We start from the raw sequence: 18,228 nt of genomic DNA, 5'->3' as shown, positions 1-18,228 counted from the left end.
AGCCGGCGTAGGAAACGCCTTAGGGCGTTCAACGCGTTTCCAGTTTCTTCAGGAGCCTGCCGCGATATGCATCGAGAATGACCGCCAGCACGATCACGGCACCGATGACGATTGGCTTCACATTGTCGTCGGCGCCCATCAATTGCAGTCCTGTCGAAAGGACCTGCAGGATGCAAGCGCCTACCAGCGTGCCGATGATCGAGCCTTTGCCGCCGGAAAGGCTCGTGCCACCGATGATGACGGCAGCAATCGCATTCAGCTCGTAACCCACGCCCGCAACGGGGCTGCCGACATTCAGGCGCAGGAGATAGACCATCGCCGCAATGCCGGCTGTGAGACCGGAGATCGTGAAGACGGCGATCTTGTAATTGCGCGGCGTATGGCCCGAAAGACGTACAGCCTCTTCATTCGTGCCGATCGCAAAGATCATCCGTCCGAAGACCGTGTAGCGAAGAATGAACCAGCCGATCAAAATGATGATGATCGCAATCAGGAAGATCGAGGGAAAGACGCCCCAGAAAATCAGATTGCCGAAATCGACAAAGGGTTGCGGTAGGCCGGTGATCGTGGAGTTGTCACTCACCACGCGGGCAAGCCCGCTTGCCACATTCAGCATGCCTAGGGTGACGATAAAGGAAGGCAATTTCCACCGTTCGCATACCCATCCGTTGACAGCGCCCAGCACCGCGCCGGTGCCCATGGCAGCAAGGCTGGCGAGAACGATGGCCTCGGTCGGGGAGTAGCTTGGATCGATCATGATTGTCGCACCCACCACGGTACAGAGGGCAAGAAGCGCCCCAACAGAAAGATCGATACCGCCAATCAGGATTACGAAGGTCATGCCAGCAGCAAGGACCGTATTGATTGCAATCTGGACGAAAATCTTCAGGAAGTTTTCCGGCGTCGCAAAATAGGGAGCAAAGATCGAGAAGAAGATGACAATGAGTACGAGCGCCAGCGCCACCCCGGCTTCGCGCATTGAAATGCGAAGTAGGTTCTCCCAGGCTCCGCTTTGCTTCGTCCCATCTGGGGTATCAGTGTTCGCGGACACGGCCGTACTCCTTATATGCAAGCGAGAGGATGGTGCTTTCTTCGAATTGTTCTCGAGGCACTTCGCCGGCAATCTTGCCGTTGGAAAAGACGATGATGCGATGGCATATCGCCATGAGTTCCGGCAGATCGGACGAAACGACGAGGATGCCTTTTCCCTCCGCCGCCAGCTTGCCGAGAAGCTCGTAAATTTCCGCCTTCGCCCCAACATCGATGCCGCGCGTCGGTTCGTCAAAAATGAGGACCTTGGGGCCGCGAAACAGCCACTTCGCGATGACGACTTTCTGCTGGTTGCCGCCTGAAAAGGTACCGACCTTCTGATGGATGGACGGTGTCTTGATACGAAGCTCCTTGACCAGTCTTTGCGCCTGTTCGTTTTCGCTCTTTCGGCGCATCAGGCCGTAATGCGAAACCTTCGCGAGATCCGTGATCGTGGTATTTTGCGCGCAGCTCATATCGAGAAGCAAACCCTGATGCTTTCGATCTTCAGAGGCAAGGCAAATGCCTGCCGTGACCGCGTCGCGTGGTGTGTTGATAGACGCCATCTTACCGTCGATGTAGACGTCGCCGGCATCTTTGGCGTCCGCGCCGAAAATTGCGCGCACCGCCTCTGTTCGTCCGCTACCCACCAATCCCGCGATCCCGACAATTTCACCTTTGGCTACGGTGAAATCGAGCGGCGAACTGGCTTTCGTTACCTTCAGACCACGAACCTCAAGGGCCGGGCCGGCGATTTTGCTGTCAGCACGAAAATAGTTATGCTCGGCGAGCGTACGTCCGACCATGAGCTTCACGATATCAGGAATGGCCAAACCATCGAGAGGACGCGTCGTGACGTGCCTTCCGTCCCTAAGGACAGTGACATTGTCACCAACCTCGAAAATTTCCTCGAGCCGATGTGAGATATAAACGGTGGTGACGCCTTTGGTCCGCAACTGTTTCAAAATCGCGAAAAGCCGTTCGACTTCACGGGATGTCAGCGTCGCCGTCGGTTCATCCAGAACGATAAGCTTGCTGTCGTAGCAAAGCGCCTTTGCGATTTCGAGAAGCTGAAGCTGGGCGATGCTCAATCTGCTGGCGAGGGTCGTTGGCCCGATATCGAGTCCTACCTCAGCTAGAAGCTCGGAGGCTCGCTTGTTCATGGCGGCAAAATTGACCATCCCATACCGTCGCGGGAGATGTTCAAACAGAAGGTTTTCCGCAACTGTGAGGTTTGATAGCGGGTGTAGCTCCTGGTGAACAATGCGGATGCCTGCCGCAAATGCCTCAAAGGGTGAGGAGGGGCTGTAAGGCTTGCCGTCGAATATGATGCTGCCGTCATCCGGCTTAAAAACGCCTCCCAGAAGATTGATCAGCGTGGATTTACCGGCGCCATTTTCGCCCAGCAATACATGGCCAGATCCCGCGGCGATGTCGAATGATACGCCGTCAAGCGCAACGACACCTGGAAAGCGTTTTCCGATACCCTCAAGTTTCAGGATTTGGTCGGCTTTTGAGGACGGTGGAACATTGAGTTGAGTGTCGGCGGCTTGTGGCGGCGTGCGCCCTGCACGGCTGTCGTTCATGACAGTCGCCTCCCTTGCAGTTTGAATTGAAGTCATCGACGGAGGTATGCGCCGCACATGGTGCAGCGCATCGGATTGCGGTCAATGAAGTTATTTTACGTCGGCAGCCGTCACCAGCTTGATGTCGGTTTTGACCCAACCGTTGAATTTCTCGCCGGCCACTTCACGCAGGCCATACTGGATGCCCATCACAGCCATCTGAGCGCCGTATTGCTCAACGGTCGCCAGCATCTTGCCGTTTTTGATCAAAGGCTGAACGGGCGGAATATTGTCGAAGCCCACGACCTTGACCTTGCCGCTAAGACCAGCTGCGTCCAATGCCTTGACAACGCCGAGAGCCATTGAGTCGTTTGCCGCCATAACGCCCTGTATTCCCTGATATTTTGTCAGGAAATTGGTCATTAGCGTGTTCGCTTCTTCAGTTTCCCAGTGCGCCGTCTTGCTGTCGAGAAGGTCGAGCTTGCCGGATTGAACCGAGTCCATAAAGCCTTTCTTGCGTTCCTTGGCGTTGTCGGCCTCCGGATTGCCTTCAAGGATAACAACCTTCGCACCGGCACCCAGGTCCTTTGCCAGCGCATCGCTGGCAAGTTTGGCACCTTCGCGGTTGTCCGGGCCGAAGAAAGCCAGATCAAGGCCGGCTGCTTTCTTCGCGTCTTCATCCAGCGCAACGTCGATATTGATCACCTTGATGCCCGCTTTGACGGCCTTTGCAATCGGGGTGACCATCGCTTTGGAGTCCGCTGGCGCTACGACGATGATGTCGTATTTCTGGGTGACGAAATTCTCGACGGCATCGACCTGTGTTGCAAAGTCGCGCTCGTCCTTCATGCCGACCGCTTTGAAGGTGAATTTGTCTTTGTTCTCCGCAGCATACTTATCTGCGCCAGCCTTCATCTGCTTGAAGAACTCATTCGACAAGGACTTCATGATCAAGCCAACTTTTGGCTTGTCAGCAGCCGATGCGCCCTGGATGCCAACCACAGAGGTCAGCGCGAGAGTTGCTGTCGTAAAAAGGCTAATTTTGAGCGCGCGACGACGCTCGATGAATCGAGTTGATCTTGGCATGTTCTCCTCCCAAGGAAACGGTCGATACATCACGACAAAGCGATGAAACGTTTCCAACGCAGCCTGTGTAACAACAGCGTTTTAGGCTGTCAATCAAAGTTGAGGATTGCTACATTGCACCTCTCGCGAGAGTAGTGGCCGCATCGCTTCACTTCGTGATGAAACGATTCAGCCGTTCATCGCGAGTGCTTTCGAGGAATTGTCTTGCCGCAGCGGCCTGTTGATATATAGCGCGCGGTCAAGCTTATGCGCGACGTCTAAGACCACATATTCTCAATGGATCTATCGCAGGCGATGAAGAAAATCAGCATCAAGGACGTCGCCCGCGAGGCCCAGGTTGCGACGGGTACAGTCTCGCGCGTCATCAACGACCATCCTTCCGTCACGGAAGAAATCCGCGTTCGGGTGCGCAGAGTGATTGAGCGGCTCGGATACGAACCAGATCCTTTAGCCCGCAGCATGCGCAGCAAGATCAGCCGGTTAATTGGCATTGTCATTCCCGATCTTCTCAATCCGTTTTTTGCCGAGCTTGTTCAACATGCGGAGCAGGCTGCGACGTCGCGCGGACACAATGTCATCTTCATGACCTCCTTTGATGACGTGGGGAAAGAGGCAGATCGTCTCGCACAGCTTGCCAGCCGAAAAGTCGATGGGATCATTCTCGTGCCCAGCAATGGCTTTCATGCACTCAAGGCCCCGAAGGGCGTCCCGATGGTCGTCGTGGATCGGCTCCTGCCGGGCTACCCGGGTATTAGCGCAGATCATCGTGGCGGGGCCAAACTTGCGGTTGATTACCTTTTGAAGCTGGGTCACCGCCGTATCGGCTGTATTGCCGGCCCGTCCAATTCAGTGCCGGCCAAGGATCGTCTGGAAGGCTTCCGCGACGCGCTGTCGGCGTGTCCCGAAGCTGCCAAAGCTTCAACACCATTGATCGTAGAGGCCGCCTTCGACTATCATAGTGCGCGTCTTGCCAGCACCTATTTGCTAGCCATGGCACGGGATGAACGCCCCACTGCAATTTTTACCAGTTCCGACCAGCAGGCAATCGGTTGCATCAGAGCTGCAAATGATTTGGGCATCCCCGTGCCGGCGGCTCTCTCAATCGTCAGTTTCGACCGCGTGCAGCTCGCCGATATCGTGACGCCACGGTTGACCGCTGTTCGCCAGCCCATCGGCGATATCGCTTCGGCAGCCGTCGCCACACTCCTCGATGGTCTCAAGCCTCACGCTTTCGAAGCGCCGATGCATTTTCAATGTGAATTGGTGGAGGGTGAGTCGACTGCGCCACCACAAGTCCCTCCGCCTCTTACGGCTAGAAAAGATCCTGGCTGATCGAAAAAACGGATAGAGCGAATGTCTATTCGTCAGGATGCTAACATCCACTGCCTAAGGGAATACGCTTTGTCCCACCCGCAAAGCTTGTAAACTTTCACGCAACCTTCACCGCTTCGTCGGCACAAAACCTTTTTCCGTCAATTCGATTGCGTGCATATCTATTCCCATCTTGGCCGCGCCTTTATCGACGGCAGCGCTCACTTCATGCAATTGCGCCGCATTGCCCTTTGCCTGATCGATTGCGCCGTCGATCAACATGGCGTGCAGCAATAAGGCTTCTGCAAGCTCTTGTTTTTGCTGATCGGACGCGGTGGTGAGCGCTTGCATTTTGGCCAGGGCTCGCGCTGATTGTAGTTTGACGGCATTCACGCTAACGCGACTTGGAGTGTCGTTTCCGCCATGCGCGGCCTCCCAGGCCGCGACCCACCAAACGGTATATGCATCGGCAAGATCGTCTATGCGCAGACCTTGCGAATTGATTGCAGCTTGAATCTTCTCGATGATATCGCCATCGGCAAACAACTGCTGAAGTTGAACCGCCTCGGCTGGATCGACAGCTTGTACTTTTGCGATAAAGTTGGAGAGGTTAGCCTCTCGGCGCACTTTCGACGGGATGTAACGGAGAGAAGCGACGCGTGATTGATCTTGGGGCTTGCTTCCTTGCGGTGATGGCGCCTCCTGCTTGCCGCGCCGAGCTTGCTCCTCCTGCCGCATCAGCTCTTCTCGATACATCGTTCCAAGAATGTCGGTTTGAGCGACTGAAGGAATAATGGTGGACCAGGTAAATTGATCGACCATATCCGCCGCAGCGTTTTCAAACCAACATAAACTAACCGTCAACGTTGCAATCACCAAAAGCTGCTTCATCAGGTTCTGCTTCCTCAAGAGTTCGACGGTGATGCTATGGGATCGCATTCGCCTCGTGGCGGTCGGCCATAGATTTTCAGCGACCGCCCGGGCTTTCATTGATGACTTGATGCAACCCTGTTGTGCCGCAGAGGTAAAACGCTGCAGAGTTGAGAATGCGGCCCATCGCGGCAAACCGCATTCTCGTGAGAGCTTACCACGAAGCGATCAACGCGCCTTTGAACTGATCGTTGATGAACTTGCGAATGCTTTCATCGTGATAGGATTCGACAAGGGTTTTCGCCCAGGGTGCATTCTTATCAGCGGCACGCACGACAATAACGTTCGCATAAGGAGACTTATCGCTTTCGATGGCAATAGCATCCTTGCGCGGGTTAAGCCCAGCTTCCATCGCATAATTCGTATTGATGACGGCGGCATCGACGTCTTCGAGCGAGCGCGGCAACTGAGCTGCGTCTATTTCTGCAAAGTCGATTTTCTTCGGGTTCTCGGCGATATCAGCCACGGTCACCTTGATGCCAGGATTTTCCTTAAACTTGATCAGTCCTTTGCTGGCGAGAACCAAGAGCGCACGACCTCCATTGGTGGGATCGTTCGGAATAGCAACGGTCGCGCCTTCCTTGAGGTCGTCAAGGCTCTTCACCTTCTTGGAATAAACGCCCATTGGCGTTGTGATGGTGGTGCCAATGCTGACAAGATCGAATTTACGGTCGGCGATCTGATTGTCGAGATAGGGCTGATGCTGGAATGAATTGGCCTGAATGTCGCCATCGGCGAGCGCCTGATTGGGAACGACATAGTCGGAGAATTCGACGACTTCGATGTCCAGTCCCTTCGTCTTTGCGACCTCAGCAACCTTTTCCATGATCTGTGCATGTTCGCCAGGTGTCACGCCAACTTTGATTGTTTCAGCAAAAGCCGATCCTGCTGCGAGAGCGGCCAAAGCTGCCGCGATGATGAGTCTCTTCATTGGATGTCTCCTTGGTGAGTTTATTGTTGTGTCTTTCGAAAATCAGCTCTTGCGGCTTCGTTTGTCGAAGCGACGTGCCAACCAATCCCCAGCGCTTTGAACGGCCTGGACCAGGATGATCAGCACCAGAACGACAATGGCCATCATTTCCGGGTTAAACCGTTGATAGCCGAAGCGAATGCCAAGGTCGCCCAACCCCCCGCCGCCGACGGCCCCGACCATGGCAGAATACCCGATCAGGCTGACAATGGTCATCGTCAGCGCCATCAGAATGCTGGGTCGGGCTTCAGCCAGCAGCACCTTGAAAACAATCTGGGAGGGCGTTGCGCCCATCGCACGCGCCGCTTCGATGAGCCCTTTATCCACTTCTCGAATGGCCGCTTCCACAAGACGAGCAAAAAACGGAATGGTGGCGATCGTAAGAGGCACGATTGCCGCCCAAGTGCCGATCGAAGTGCCAGTCAAAAGTCGCGTTAATGGGACGATCGCGACAACTAGAATGATAAAGGGCGTCGAGCGCGCCGCATTGACGAGAAGTCCGAGTGTCTTGTTGACGGCCGGTGCAGGGAAGAGCTCTCCCTTGCCGCTGGTCGCCAGGAAGACACCCAGGGGAAGCCCGATCAATGAACCAACGATGCCTGCGACAAAAACCATTTGCAGGGTCTGAACCAAGGCTTTGGAGAGAAGGTTGAAGATCATATCAGGCGACATAACCGAGCACCTCCGTCTTGAGCTGCGTTTCTGCGTAGAAGCGATCGGCACGGGCAACGACGTCGGGCTCTGCCGAATAGGATACGACGAGCGAGCCAAAAGGCTCGCCGGCAATTTCCTCGATAGCGCCGGCAAGGATGTTGACGTCCGCGCCGAGTTCCGCGACCAGCCGTCCGGTCAGCGGCCTGAAGGCCGTTTCGCCGAAAAATACCAGCCTGACCAAAAGTCGGTCGCCGGCAGACGGTTGTGGCTTGATCGCGGAACTGAGCCAAGGCGGCAGTTTCAATGCAGAGGACAGCAAGGTGCGCGTCGTGTCGTGTTGCGGTCTTGTATAAACATCGAAAGTACGGCCTGACTCGACAATATGTCCGCCGTCAATCACCGCAACATGGCTCGCAATCGCTTTGACGACGTCCATCTCATGCGTGATCAAGAGGACAGTCAGGCCAAGCTCACTGTTGATCCGTTTCAGGAGCTCCAGGATCGACTGTGTCGTCTCGGGATCGAGCGCGGAGGTTGCTTCATCTGACAGCAATAATTTTGGATCTGTCGCAAGAGCGCGGGCAATGCCGACACGTTGCTTTTGGCCGCCGGAGAGTTCGGCTGGATAGTTCGCAGCTTTGTCTGAGAGCCCAACGAGTTCAAGCAGAGGGCCGACCTTGGCGCGGATTGCCGCTTGATCGAAGCCCGCAATTTCCAGAGGCAGTGCCACATTCTCGAAGGCGCTGCGCGACGACAGGAGGTTGAAGTGTTGGAAGATCATACCGATCTGCCGCCGAAGATCGCGAAGCTGCTGAGCACCAAGCGCTCCAACATCGACACCATCCACCAGCACCTTTCCCGATGTGACGCTCTCAAGTCCGTTGACCATTCGAATGAGAGTGGATTTTCCAGCGCCTGAGCGGCCGATGATGCCCATGATCGCGCCGCGGTCAACGGCAAGGTTTATATCGGCAACGGCCATGAACCCGCCATCGCCGGCCGCGCCGTAGCGCTTGCTCGCTTTTTCAAATACGACCATAGGATGTGGATGCATGGCGCCCGCAGCCGTCGTTCGGCCTGTATCGTGCCCCGCATTTTGCACTGTCATCTAAACTTCTCGCGTTTCAGTATCGCAAACTGGCGGCTCTATAACTGCAAATCCGCAGCTTGGGCAATCGGGTCCTATGACCGACACACACCATGTGACAAGCGAGATTTTGAATGGAAAGAGGCGGCGAAATATCTGCGGGTTTGTTCCATCAGCGGGTTATCTCATGCTGACCGGCGGCTGCCGAGGGATCATTGTTCGTGCAACTGATGCGGCAAAGAAAATATTCCTAAGACGTCGGCTCGATTTCACGATCTATTTTTTTTAAAAGCACAAGATATCGAGCCATGCGACACGCTTTGTCCGAGAGCCCGCGGTTGATGCAATGCCGAATGTTCGAGCGCGAAAGCTTTTTGGGTTGACTCATGGCTGCTATCGGATTGAGGCGAAAGCACAACTCTACTAAGACGTTCATCAACCCGTATTTTACACAGCTATGACGGGCGGGCCGCGGGAATACCGATGAATGATGATGATCAAAGGGTCGATGAAATTAATGGATAACACCTCCACACCCGCTGCCGACATGAGATGGACCTTAGCGGATCTTCTGAGCAGCTACCGCTTTTGGGCGCTTTATCTTGCAACACTCTTCGCCACGATTGGCGTCCAGATCCTCAATCTATCGCTTCCTTTGATTTCATCCTCACTCGGCGCCAGTTATCAGGAGATTGGCATCTTTTCACTCGGCTCCAATATCGGTTTGATCCTCGGTGCGTTTACAGCTTTTTCCGTCGCGGGACGCAGTCCCCGTGCCAGTTTGATGATCCCGCTAATCGTCGCGGCCGCTGTGGCGCTGGCTTTCCTGCTAGTCCCTGGCTTGTGGACGAGCCCTTTGCTTCTTTTCGCAATGGGCGCTACGATTGGTACCGTCCACACGCTATTTCCACTGGCCACCGCAACTTTTCTGGTCGGCGCGCGGCCATCCAAGATCGACTTCGGCTGTGCTCTTGCGCTTCTGTCCATGACATCGCTAAGCACCACCGCTGCCTCCTTCATGCCAGTTTATCAAAATGATCGAAGTGGCGAGACTGTCATTTTTGCCTTGCTCGCTTGTTTGGTTTTGGCTGCAATTGTCTTGGCTCCGGTGCGTGATCTCGATTTCAGCAAGGCGCCCCGACCTCGACACAAAGCGTTCGCGCCACGCCGTCGCTCTCCGCTCCTCATCGCGATTATCTATATCTTACCCATCATCGCTCTTCTGAGGCTTCTTTTTATCGCCGCTTCCGGTCAAGGCGAAGCCCTAGAGAGCCCAAGCTATGGGCCGTTTGGATCGGTTGCTTCGCTTGCGATCTTCCTGGTCGCTATGCTCATATATCTGGCATACTGGGTCTACCGTATTCATGGCGAGCTGGCGGGTGTCGCTGCCTCACAGCGGCTTTTGACGCCATTCAGCGCGATGTGTATTGCGATCTTGATACCGCTTGGGTTACCCGTCATTCTTATGACGCTCGCTGATTTTATAAATGATCGCGCGCGGGAAAATGGAACCAAACCGCTGATCTCCATTCCGGTGGTCGTAACCTTGAGCTTGATATTCCCGCCTCTTGCGATTGCTTTGGTTCAATATGGCGCCAACAAGAGCTATGGGATAAAGATAATCGAGCCCTCGCAGATTTCCGGACAGGCAATGTGATCCCGTTCTTGAAGTGGCGAGAATTTCGGCCAAACTGATTGGATGTTGCAGGTACAACGGACCCTCAGTGCATCAGGTCAAGGTGAGGGTCGATCAAACAATACCGGCCCGGAATATGGATTTCCGGGCCGGCTAAATGTCCAGGATTTGGACTATTCCTGCGATTCCTTGGGGTGAAGGCTCAGTGCGAGGAACTCGATGCCAGTCGCGCAGCAGACTTTTCGAGGACGACCCCATTCACATCTCTTACGCCGCACTTCGCCAGCTCTTCGAGGAGCGAGCTCAAAGCCTGATCCAGGCAATAGGCCGAATTCATAACGTCAAGCTGCTTGCAGCTTTCGCGGGCATAGGTAACCAAACGCGCAATGGCAGCAAGATCGCTGACCCGATCTTCCAGTTCGATAGCGGCATATTCAGACGATTTCGTAGGCATACTTATTCTCTTACCCTCTCGGCAGTTGGCCTTCGGGGAATAGATAGCCAATGAGCGTCATGAATGCGCGTGACACCGGCGTGACACAGCTTCAGTGATTATCCCGGTCACGCGCGCAACCTATAGTCGCTGTAGTGAGCGCGCGTTTTTTAATGGGTCTTGAGACACAAGCACATTGGACGAGACGGGGGAAAGGTGATCAGAAATTTTTATTTATAACCCAATACTTTAGATCTTTTCGTCCGTCTGCTCGAACGGATTGACCGAAATTTCTGCCATTGATCTCAAAGGCTCCGGCGCCATTGCGCTGTCGAAATGAAGCTCCAATCCTTTTCTGCTGAGTGACGAATATCTTCAGCCGCCTCCACCGCAGCAATGAGCTCCAACGCATCGCGTCGCTTTTGATCGACGGCATTGCTGAGAAGAAGGTCTTCCAGCCTATTGCGACTGGAGCCGTCTGATAGGTCGGCCCGGGCAACGACACTGCGATAAGTCCGATCCTTGAAGAAAAGTCTTTCGGCGCTTGCGCGCAGAATTTCATATTCCTGTCGATCGAGCTTTTGCCGTGACAGAAGATGATCGAGCGTGGCAATCACGTTCACGAGCGGTTCGGATAGTGGGAGATAATTCAGCTCCGTCGGACCATGGATCTGGGCAACATCTGAATCGTCGATTAGCTGGCCATTTGCATAGGACGTGAAAATCTTGCCGATCCCGATCATTCCATAGACTTGGCATTCCGCAGCCCGAAGCGCGCCCATGCTCCCGGCGCCATAAACACGCACGCCCTTGGCTAGGGCAAAGAGAATTTCCTTATGACGCACCGGTGCGGCATCTTCAAAACAACCATCGACAATTCCGATGACAGTTGCGCCTTCATTGGTCGCGTCGAGTATATCCCTGTGCATAGCAGGACCTCTTATTTCGATTGTATCGGAAACGAGATCTGTCGCATCGGTCACTGTCGGTCCGACAAAAATGATTTTCATGACGCTGCCAAGCTTTGCATGATGGCCCGCGCGCCAAAGCGGCGTCTGCGGTTGCCGGCTGGATTTTCGAGGCTAGGAACAATAACCTTCACAACAGCGATGGGAACGTTGACAGGCGTTAGCGACACCGCGATCACCGGTCCAATGTTCCTTTGACGAAGGCGGTCGAGAAGATCGGAGAACATCTGCTCGAGAGGCTCCGACACAGGTTTAAATGACGCCTGTCGTTCAGACAGCCGCCCTTGCGGGTGTGCCTCGAAAAGGCGTTGGATCTCGCGGGGGAGGGAGCGCGTGAATGTGTCCGGATCGATATCGTCGCGCGCCCCGCTTATATAGGTGAGTCTCGACTGGATCGCTTCGGTCATGGCTCTAATGACTGCCCGCACCGCAACTGGATGTGCGCCGTTGCCTTTGGCGACCTCGGTGAGACGGACGCAGGTTTTCGTTTCAATGCCGGCAGGGCCGATGAAGGCCGCAAAGCATGGAACGCCGAGGTCACTCGTGATGTCGAAAAGCCGATGCGTCAATCCAGCCGCCTCAATCCGACGCACGAGATCGTCGATGACATGATTATCAAAGCTTGTAGCGTCACAGCAGCTGTCAAAACGTTGCTTCAGTGTGGAAACATTCCAAAGTGTCTCCGCGTCTCGCTCGATACGTTCTAGGAGCCCATGGAAACTCGCTTCGGCAAAGGTATTGCCCGAGGCCAATCCATCGGACGATTGCCAGAAACGAGGCGTGTCGGATCTGCGATCGAGAACCACAGCGTCGCGGGGCACCCACATCGTTCCTCCGCCGAGGATTTCGCAGCCTTGAACCCACTCGAGGGTTTCATCCTCGGCAATATCCTGCGCCCCGTGAGCGATCAGATTGTCGAGCCGGTCAATGGCATCTCCTACTGACGAAAGGTATGCTTGCGTCTCGCGAACCGAGGTGATCGCCGGCTCTGCAGCGATGGCCCGCTCGAGCGCTTCCATTGTTGCGGAGATCCGGGCGTCGGCATCAGTAATACCTTTGCCATGATGCGTAACAATAGAGTAGGCGTTGGGTGTAACAGCACTCCAGACCGGTACGCCGATCCTGTCGAGGCCGGTCAGTCGACAAACGCGAGTTATGCCGTATTGCGCCAGAAGCGGTTCTACGCGACGAAGCGTTTCGTCAGGTGGACAAACACGGTCGCTATACGTGAGTCGGTCGCCTCTGGCGTCGGATCGTGCCGCTGTCATGGAGCGAAGCAGCCAGCCGTTCAGCCTACCCGTCGAGGTGGCCGGACAGCGCCTCGGCCGCCGAACCAACGACGACAGAAAAGTCGACGCCCTTGATGATCGTTGCCCCGCTCGCCCGCAATTTCAAAGCCTCTCCCAACGGGCCCGATGCCGGCGTTGCCAAGGGCGTAACCGTGCCGGCGTCCAGATCGGCAACCCATAGCTTATCTTCTCCCGGCAATCCGATTACGACGACTTTTGCCATTTTTCCTGTCCCTCACTGTTGATGATGCCGCTGCTTTAAAAGCCTGCTTTTCGCAGACCCTCGCGATAATGATCTTTTTGCCATTGTTCCTTGAACGGAACGGCGGCAAGCCAAGTGTCGATCTCAAAATCCGGGTTGGTGTCGCGCGCCTTGCGCACGAAATATCTCGCGCGTCGCTGATCGCCCAGCATCGCCCAACTGGCGGCCGACAGACGATTTGCAAGGCCTCGGTCGGACATCCGGCCGATGTAGGATAGCGCTGCCTGATAGTTGCCGAGGCAGTAGCTCGCACCCGCTGCGGTCCATAGATACACATCCGGCGAAAGAGGATTAAGATCGATCGCCTTCTCGATCTTCACGAGCGCTTCACGAGGCTGCGATGCGTGCACCAGAGTATCGGCGTAGTCCGCCGCGACATCGGCATAATGCGGACTGAGCTTTTCCGCGAGTTCCAGCGCTTCAACGCTTCCATCGATGTTGCCCAGCAAGAGGGTTGCTACGCCAAGCTCCTTATAGCCGGCAACCATGCCTTCACCGGTCTCGATCGCCCGGCCAGCATATTTTTCCGCTTCCTTCAGAAGTTGGGCATCGCCGCGTGCCGTGATCAGCCATTCGCGGGCGTATGTTCGGGCTATTCCGCTCAAGGCCGGAGAAAAATATCTGCTGTCGGTCAGCGCGGTCCGAAACTCGCGGCGCGCCCGTCTGATGTCTGGAAGGGTGAGGTGCTTTAGGTGTCGCTGTCCAAGAAGATAGTGATGGTAAGCAACAGGACTGCTTTCGAAATATTCCCTTGAGACCTCGTTCCGTTTGATTTGATCGCCGATCGCGATCGCTATTCGTGCTGCAATCTGTCTTCGCTGCTCGGCCAGCTTGTCTGCGTCCATGTCGTATCGGTCTGCCCAAATAACCTCGTCATTGGCGAAGTAGATCAATTGAGCAAAGAGGCTGGGCTGGCCGCCCTGAACGGATAGTTTTGTATCAAGCACATAGGAGATCGCGTGACGCGCAATTGTCTCAGCTTTGTCCGATTGGCGTCCGATCTGGGCTGCAGTGTAAGGCGCGATGACGGAGACCGACGCGAGCGAGCAGAGCCCTATCGTGACGTCTTCGATCAGGGCCTCTGCAAAGGGCAACAACTTATGGGATGCCGCCGTACCACCCAAGGGAGGAAGAAGCACAAGTCGCGGGACCGACCGAGGCACGATTGCCGCCGTTTCGGTTGATCCAACACCGCGGTCGTTCTTTGCCGGATCCAAAGCATTGGCGGGCTGCGGCTCTAAACTCCTCGTAGCGGGATCCTCGAAATGCTCATCGCCGCGTGGAAAATTTTTCAAGTCACCATGGATTTGGCGAATGATGCTGCCAGTACCTGCCGGCACCGCTTCGGCTAGCGACTGTTCTTCGTTCAGAAGAGCAAGGACTGCCTCATTGTTTGGATCGTGCTGAAAGACCTCGAGCGCAGACTTGCGCACCAATGCCCGTTCGGATGCGGATTTCGCATGGGGAATCGCTTCCATGAGCGTGCCGGAAAGTTTGCTGAGATGGCTGCGCTGTTGTTGGTAAATCCAATTCCCAAGGGCTCGTCCAGGGTTTTCAATCCTGTCGAGAAACAGCTGGCTCGGCAGTCCCGCCAGTAGACGTAGATCGCTGAGGGGATCGGGAGATGGAGGTGCCTGCAAGGCGGCGAGATCGCATTCAAGTGCACCCTCCAGCAGTGTAATCTGGGTCGGGCTAGTCTCAAGAAATCGAGCACCAAGCTCTTGCTGACGGGCATCCATGCGGGACAGGGTCTTGCGTAGGTTGGCATAAGCCTGCGCCGGCTCAAGATTGTCCCATAACAGCTTTGCCAGCGTCGATCGCAGTTCGAAACGCTGCGGGCAGGTGTAAAGATAAGCAAGGATGATCAGACCCTTCTCAGGGAATGGCACCTGCTGTTCCATGGGATCGAGAAGCCGAAGCCAGCCTATTGTATGCAGTTTGAAGACCATCGCTTGCTCGCTGCTGTTGCTCACATCCTGATAGACCAAATTGCGCGGGACGCTACAGTATTGGCGCGAAAATCAAAATTGATTTTCAAGATAAACGGCTGCGTAGGCACAGACGATTGTCGCTTGCGTTAGAAGATGACGTCGGCATCGGGCGCGCCAACTGTTCCTGCTCTGGCTATTGAGAAAGCAGCTTTTTGGCAAGACGATCTTATGGCAAAGACGAGGTGTGACTGGCTCCCGCTGGTTCTCGCCAGGCCGAATTCGAGCACATACGTCCTGTGCAGCGCGGCGGCAGTCCGGAGGAGATTTATCGCAGTTTATTGGTGCTGTATGACGCTTAGTCCGCCATCAATCGTCAAGCAGGCGGCGTTCATAAACCGGCACTCGTCTGAGATCATGAAAACCGCGGCAAGGGCAATTTCTTCTGGACGCGCAATTCGGCCTTGAGGATGCAGCTTCATTGTCTCGGCCTTGGCTGCTTTTGGATCGGCAAAGCTATTCCAGTAGTCAATGACTTTCTGCGTTTCTACATAGCCCGGCGCCAGCGCATTAACCCGCACCCCGCGCCCGGCATATTCGATGGCGAGTGACTTTGTCAGCCCCAGCAAGGCATGCTTGGCAAGAGGGTAAGGAAAGGTGCTTGGAATGATGGTGAATGCGTGTGTGGATGCGATATTTAAAATGGCTCCGCCGCCTTCTTCGATCATGAGGGGAAGAACGGTGCGGCAGCAGTTCCAGGCGCCCTTCAGGTTGATGTCGAAGCAGCGGTCCCATTCCTCATTGCTGATCGAGAGCGGCTCTGAAAACACGTTGACGCCGGCGTTGTTGATGAGCGCGTTCGGTTGACCGATTGCCTCTGCGCCCTTCGCAATGGCGGCAGCGATGCCGGTCTGTTCGGTGATGTCGGCCTCCGCGTGAAAAAGCTGTCCTTCTTCGACTCCTAGCGCGGCCACCTCGCGACCGAGGAGATCGCCATCTCGGTCGAGGAGGATCAGGCTTGCTTCTTCGTCAAGGCATGCCTTTGCGATGGCAAGGCCAATGCCTTGGGCAGCGCCTGTGATGACGATGCGCTTTCCGGACAGCCGGCCCCTGCGCTGCGTCCCCCTCACCATTCCGCAAAGCTCCCATCTTCGTGCCGCCAGACCGGGTTGCGCCAGCGATGCCCTTCCTTTGACCTTTCGATCACATAGTCTTCGTTGACCTCCACGCCGAGGCCGGGTCCTTGCGGGATCGCGACCATGCCATCGGCATAGGCAAAGACCTCCGGATTGGAAATGTAATCGAGAATGTCGTTGCTCGCGTTATAATGGATGCCGAGGCTCTGCTCCTGAATAAAGGCATTGTGGCTGACTGCATCCACTTGAAGACAGGCGGCGAGTGCAATGGGGCCAAGAGGGCAATGCGGCGCCAACGCAACGTCATAGGCCTCCGCCATCGCCGCGATTTTGCGGCATTCGGTGATGCCCCCCGCATGCGACAGATCCGGCTGGATGATATCGACATACCCGTCCGCCAAGACCTGCTTGAAGTCCCAACGCGAAAAAAGCCGCTCTCCCAACGCGATCGGGGTCGAACTGTGATTGGCAATTTCTCTCAGCGCCTCTCGATTTTCGGAAAGCACCGGCTCCTCGATGAACATCAACTTGTAAGGCTCAAGCTCCTTTGCGAGGACCTTCGCCATCGGTTTTTGCACTCGGCCATGAAAATCGACCCCAATCCCGATATGCGGACCGATCGCATCTCGGATCGTCGCGATGGTCTCGACCGCCTTGTCGATTTTTTCCCAGCTATCGACAATTTGCAGTTCTTCGCAACCGTTAAGCTTGATTGCCTTGAAGCCGCGGGCCACCACCTCCCGGGCATTGCGGGCCACATCGCCGGGTCGATCCCCACCGATCCAGGAATAGACTTTGATCCGGTCACGCAACTGGCCACCTAGAAGTGAATGCACCGGCTGGCCGAGCGCCTTGCCCTTGATATCCCAAAGCGCTTGATCGATCCCGGCGATGGCGCTCATGTGCACAGCGCCGCCCCGATAAAATCCGCCACGATACATGACCGTCCAGTGATCCTCGATGAGAAACGGATCTTTGCCGATCAGATAATCTTCCAGTTCGTGCACGGCAGCTTCGACGGTGAGGGCGCGGCCTTCAACGACAGGTTCGCCCCATCCGACAATCCCTTCATCGGTCTCGATCTTGAGGAAGAGCCACCGTGGCGGCACGATGTAAGTAGTAAGCTTGGTGATTTTCATGGAAGATATCCGTGATGTTGAAAACGCCTGCTCTGTGGCGGCTCACTTGTGCTTGAGGGCCGAGGCAAGATCGCGCGCTGCCAACTCCAGCATGCGGGTCGAGCATTCGCGTGCCGCAGCGCTGTCGCGCATCCGTAGCGCTTCAACGAGCTCGCGATGGATATCCAGCGCTTCGTCGTGGCGCTCAACCGCCTGGTTGGAGGTCGAAAGCGAATATTTCAGCGCAGCGTGAATTATGCCGGATAGCTGACGGAAGACTTGGTTATGGCTAGCGCGCAGCAGAATGGTGTGGAACGCCACATCGGCTTCAGTGAAGCGATCATTGTTCCCCTCGAGCTCACGCATGGCAATCCAGGCCTTTTCAAGGTCGGCGACGTCCTGTGTAGTTGCCCTGGCTGCGGCAAGTTCGGCTGCCACCGGCTCAATTGTGCGGCGAGCCTCCAAGATGCAACCGACAAGATCGAAGTCATAGATACGCGGACCGATCCAGTCGAGCACCTGTGCGTCAAGGATATTCCAGTCGTCCTTGTCACAAACGGTAGTCCCGACCCGCGATCGGCTTTTCACCATGCCTTTCGATTCGAGGATTTTGAGCGACTCGCGGATCACAGTTCGACTGACGCCGTAGAGTTCGCAAAGATCGCTTTCGCGCGGTAGAAGCGTGCCGGGGGAGTAACGATCGTCGCAGATATCGAGCGCGAGGGCGGCGGTGACGTTCTTGCTGACGCGGGGACGTTTGCCCTTACCTGCCGGCTCGTCTATCGCCGAACCTGTCGCTGCTTCGTCCATCTGTATCTCCCTGCCG

General features: G+C 55.6%; 17 protein-coding genes. 2 read left to right on the top strand and 15 right to left on the bottom strand.

The window, feature by feature from the left end:
- Positions 1 to 28: 28 nt before the first annotated feature.
- From VQ830_RS12205 to VQ830_RS12195, 3 genes are all read right to left on the bottom strand, one after another.
- A complete protein-coding gene (locus VQ830_RS12205) occupies positions 29 to 979 on the bottom strand; it encodes an ABC transporter permease (protein WP_337268399.1) in 951 nt (316 codons plus the stop codon).
- A gap of 55 nt (positions 980 to 1,034) precedes the next feature.
- The gene (locus VQ830_RS12200; protein WP_337268370.1) at positions 1,035 to 2,615 is read right to left on the bottom strand and encodes a sugar ABC transporter ATP-binding protein; all 1,581 of its coding nucleotides are present in this window, start codon (positions 2,613 to 2,615) and stop codon (positions 1,035 to 1,037) included.
- Positions 2,616 to 2,705: 90 nt separating this feature from the next.
- Positions 2,706 to 3,680 carry a sugar ABC transporter substrate-binding protein gene (locus VQ830_RS12195; protein ID WP_337268369.1) on the bottom strand — a complete coding sequence of 325 codons (975 nt, stop codon included), beginning with the start codon at positions 3,678 to 3,680 and terminating at the stop codon, positions 2,706 to 2,708.
- Between the two features lie 294 nt (positions 3,681 to 3,974).
- Here VQ830_RS12195 and VQ830_RS12190 point away from each other — a divergent pair, with 294 nt between their 5' ends.
- The gene (locus tag VQ830_RS12190; protein ID WP_337268368.1) at positions 3,975 to 5,012 is read left to right on the top strand and encodes a LacI family DNA-binding transcriptional regulator; all 1,038 of its coding nucleotides are present in this window, start codon (positions 3,975 to 3,977) and stop codon (positions 5,010 to 5,012) included.
- Positions 5,013 to 5,120: 108 nt separating this feature from the next.
- On the opposite strand, the gene VQ830_RS12185 is transcribed toward VQ830_RS12190, so the two are convergent.
- The 4 genes from VQ830_RS12185 to VQ830_RS12170 form a co-directional block, all read right to left on the bottom strand.
- Positions 5,121 to 5,882 carry a DUF6683 family protein gene (locus VQ830_RS12185; protein WP_337268367.1) on the bottom strand — a complete coding sequence of 254 codons (762 nt, stop codon included), beginning with the start codon at positions 5,880 to 5,882 and terminating at the stop codon, positions 5,121 to 5,123.
- A gap of 193 nt (positions 5,883 to 6,075) precedes the next feature.
- A complete protein-coding gene (locus VQ830_RS12180; RefSeq protein ID WP_337268366.1) occupies positions 6,076 to 6,852 on the bottom strand; it encodes a MetQ/NlpA family ABC transporter substrate-binding protein in 777 nt (258 codons plus the stop codon).
- A gap of 42 nt (positions 6,853 to 6,894) precedes the next feature.
- A complete protein-coding gene (locus VQ830_RS12175) occupies positions 6,895 to 7,563 on the bottom strand; it encodes a methionine ABC transporter permease (protein WP_337268365.1) in 669 nt (222 codons plus the stop codon).
- Positions 7,553 to 8,584, bottom strand: coding sequence for a methionine ABC transporter ATP-binding protein (locus VQ830_RS12170; RefSeq protein ID WP_337268398.1), 1,032 nt, complete (start codon positions 8,582 to 8,584; stop codon positions 7,553 to 7,555). Before VQ830_RS12170 ends, VQ830_RS12175 begins: the two co-directional genes overlap by 11 nt.
- Positions 8,585 to 9,119: 535 nt before the next feature.
- On the opposite strand from VQ830_RS12170, the gene VQ830_RS12165 reads away from it, so the two are divergent.
- Positions 9,120 to 10,289, top strand: a complete 1,170-nt coding sequence (locus VQ830_RS12165) for a hypothetical protein (RefSeq protein WP_337268364.1) — start codon at positions 9,120 to 9,122, stop codon at positions 10,287 to 10,289.
- A 181-nt stretch (positions 10,290 to 10,470) separates the two neighbouring features.
- Here the strand turns inward: VQ830_RS12165 and VQ830_RS12160 are convergent, their stop codons facing one another.
- The 8 genes from VQ830_RS12160 to VQ830_RS12125 all read right to left on the bottom strand — a co-directional run bounded on the left by VQ830_RS12160 (position 10,471) and on the right by VQ830_RS12125 (position 18,212).
- Positions 10,471 to 10,722 carry a hypothetical protein gene (locus VQ830_RS12160; RefSeq protein WP_337268363.1) on the bottom strand — a complete coding sequence of 84 codons (252 nt, stop codon included), beginning with the start codon at positions 10,720 to 10,722 and terminating at the stop codon, positions 10,471 to 10,473.
- A 284-nt stretch (positions 10,723 to 11,006) separates the two neighbouring features.
- Positions 11,007 to 11,711, bottom strand: coding sequence for a TfuA-like protein (locus VQ830_RS12155; protein WP_337268362.1), 705 nt, complete (start codon positions 11,709 to 11,711; stop codon positions 11,007 to 11,009).
- Complete coding sequence (locus tag VQ830_RS12150) at positions 11,708 to 12,937, bottom strand: YcaO-like family protein (RefSeq protein ID WP_337268361.1); 1,230 nt, start codon at positions 12,935 to 12,937, stop codon at positions 11,708 to 11,710. Before VQ830_RS12150 ends, VQ830_RS12155 begins: the two co-directional genes overlap by 4 nt.
- A gap of 25 nt (positions 12,938 to 12,962) precedes the next feature.
- Positions 12,963 to 13,181, bottom strand: a complete 219-nt coding sequence (locus tag VQ830_RS12145; RefSeq protein ID WP_337268360.1) for a hypothetical protein — start codon at positions 13,179 to 13,181, stop codon at positions 12,963 to 12,965.
- A 35-nt stretch (positions 13,182 to 13,216) separates the two neighbouring features.
- The gene (locus tag VQ830_RS12140) at positions 13,217 to 15,169 is read right to left on the bottom strand and encodes a hypothetical protein (protein ID WP_337268359.1); all 1,953 of its coding nucleotides are present in this window, start codon (positions 15,167 to 15,169) and stop codon (positions 13,217 to 13,219) included.
- A gap of 317 nt (positions 15,170 to 15,486) precedes the next feature.
- A complete protein-coding gene (locus VQ830_RS12135; protein WP_337268358.1) occupies positions 15,487 to 16,281 on the bottom strand; it encodes an SDR family oxidoreductase in 795 nt (264 codons plus the stop codon).
- Complete coding sequence (dgoD, locus tag VQ830_RS12130; protein WP_337268357.1) at positions 16,275 to 17,423, bottom strand: galactonate dehydratase; 1,149 nt, start codon at positions 17,421 to 17,423, stop codon at positions 16,275 to 16,277. The genes VQ830_RS12135 and dgoD overlap by 7 nt, the downstream gene beginning before the upstream one ends.
- Positions 17,424 to 17,465: 42 nt before the next feature.
- Positions 17,466 to 18,212 carry a FadR/GntR family transcriptional regulator gene (locus tag VQ830_RS12125; RefSeq protein ID WP_337268356.1) on the bottom strand — a complete coding sequence of 249 codons (747 nt, stop codon included), beginning with the start codon at positions 18,210 to 18,212 and terminating at the stop codon, positions 17,466 to 17,468.
- Positions 18,213 to 18,228: the final 16 nt, after the last annotated feature.

Source organism: Oryzifoliimicrobium ureilyticum, assembly GCF_037199735.1.
Classification (GTDB): Bacteria; Pseudomonadota; Alphaproteobacteria; order Rhizobiales; family Rhizobiaceae; genus Rhizobium; species Rhizobium ureilyticus.
The sequence above is the reverse complement of the archived record's forward strand: the minus strand, read 5'-3'. Positions and strand labels throughout refer to the sequence as shown.

Excerpts from the sequence above, each read along its gene's own strand:
- VQ830_RS12140 (WP_337268359.1), bottom strand. The coding sequence starts at position 15,169 with ATGGTCTTCAAACTGCATACAATAGGCTGGCTTCGGCTTCTCGATCCC.
- VQ830_RS12200 (WP_337268370.1), bottom strand. The coding sequence starts at position 2,615 with ATGAACGACAGCCGTGCAGGGCGCACGCCGCCACAAGCCGCCGACACT.
- VQ830_RS12165 (WP_337268364.1), top strand. The coding sequence starts at position 9,120 with ATGATGATGATCAAAGGGTCGATGAAATTAATGGATAACACCTCCACA.
- VQ830_RS12195 (WP_337268369.1), bottom strand. The coding sequence starts at position 3,680 with ATGCCAAGATCAACTCGATTCATCGAGCGTCGTCGCGCGCTCAAAATT.
- VQ830_RS12205 (WP_337268399.1), bottom strand. The coding sequence starts at position 979 with ATGCGCGAAGCCGGGGTGGCGCTGGCGCTCGTACTCATTGTCATCTTC.
- VQ830_RS12190 (WP_337268368.1), top strand. The coding sequence starts at position 3,975 with ATGAAGAAAATCAGCATCAAGGACGTCGCCCGCGAGGCCCAGGTTGCG.
- VQ830_RS12185 (WP_337268367.1), bottom strand. The coding sequence starts at position 5,882 with ATGAAGCAGCTTTTGGTGATTGCAACGTTGACGGTTAGTTTATGTTGG.
- VQ830_RS12125 (WP_337268356.1), bottom strand. The coding sequence starts at position 18,212 with ATGGACGAAGCAGCGACAGGTTCGGCGATAGACGAGCCGGCAGGTAAG.
- VQ830_RS12170 (WP_337268398.1), bottom strand. The coding sequence starts at position 8,584 with ATGGTCGTATTTGAAAAAGCGAGCAAGCGCTACGGCGCGGCCGGCGAT.
- VQ830_RS12145 (WP_337268360.1), bottom strand. The coding sequence starts at position 13,181 with ATGGCAAAAGTCGTCGTAATCGGATTGCCGGGAGAAGATAAGCTATGG.
- VQ830_RS12135 (WP_337268358.1), bottom strand. The coding sequence starts at position 16,281 with ATGGTGAGGGGGACGCAGCGCAGGGGCCGGCTGTCCGGAAAGCGCATC.
- VQ830_RS12150 (WP_337268361.1), bottom strand. The coding sequence starts at position 12,937 with ATGACAGCGGCACGATCCGACGCCAGAGGCGACCGACTCACGTATAGC.
- VQ830_RS12160 (WP_337268363.1), bottom strand. The coding sequence starts at position 10,722 with ATGCCTACGAAATCGTCTGAATATGCCGCTATCGAACTGGAAGATCGG.
- VQ830_RS12155 (WP_337268362.1), bottom strand. The coding sequence starts at position 11,711 with ATGAAAATCATTTTTGTCGGACCGACAGTGACCGATGCGACAGATCTC.
- VQ830_RS12180 (WP_337268366.1), bottom strand. The coding sequence starts at position 6,852 with ATGAAGAGACTCATCATCGCGGCAGCTTTGGCCGCTCTCGCAGCAGGA.
- VQ830_RS12175 (WP_337268365.1), bottom strand. The coding sequence starts at position 7,563 with ATGTCGCCTGATATGATCTTCAACCTTCTCTCCAAAGCCTTGGTTCAG.
- dgoD (WP_337268357.1), bottom strand. The coding sequence starts at position 17,423 with ATGAAAATCACCAAGCTTACTACTTACATCGTGCCGCCACGGTGGCTC.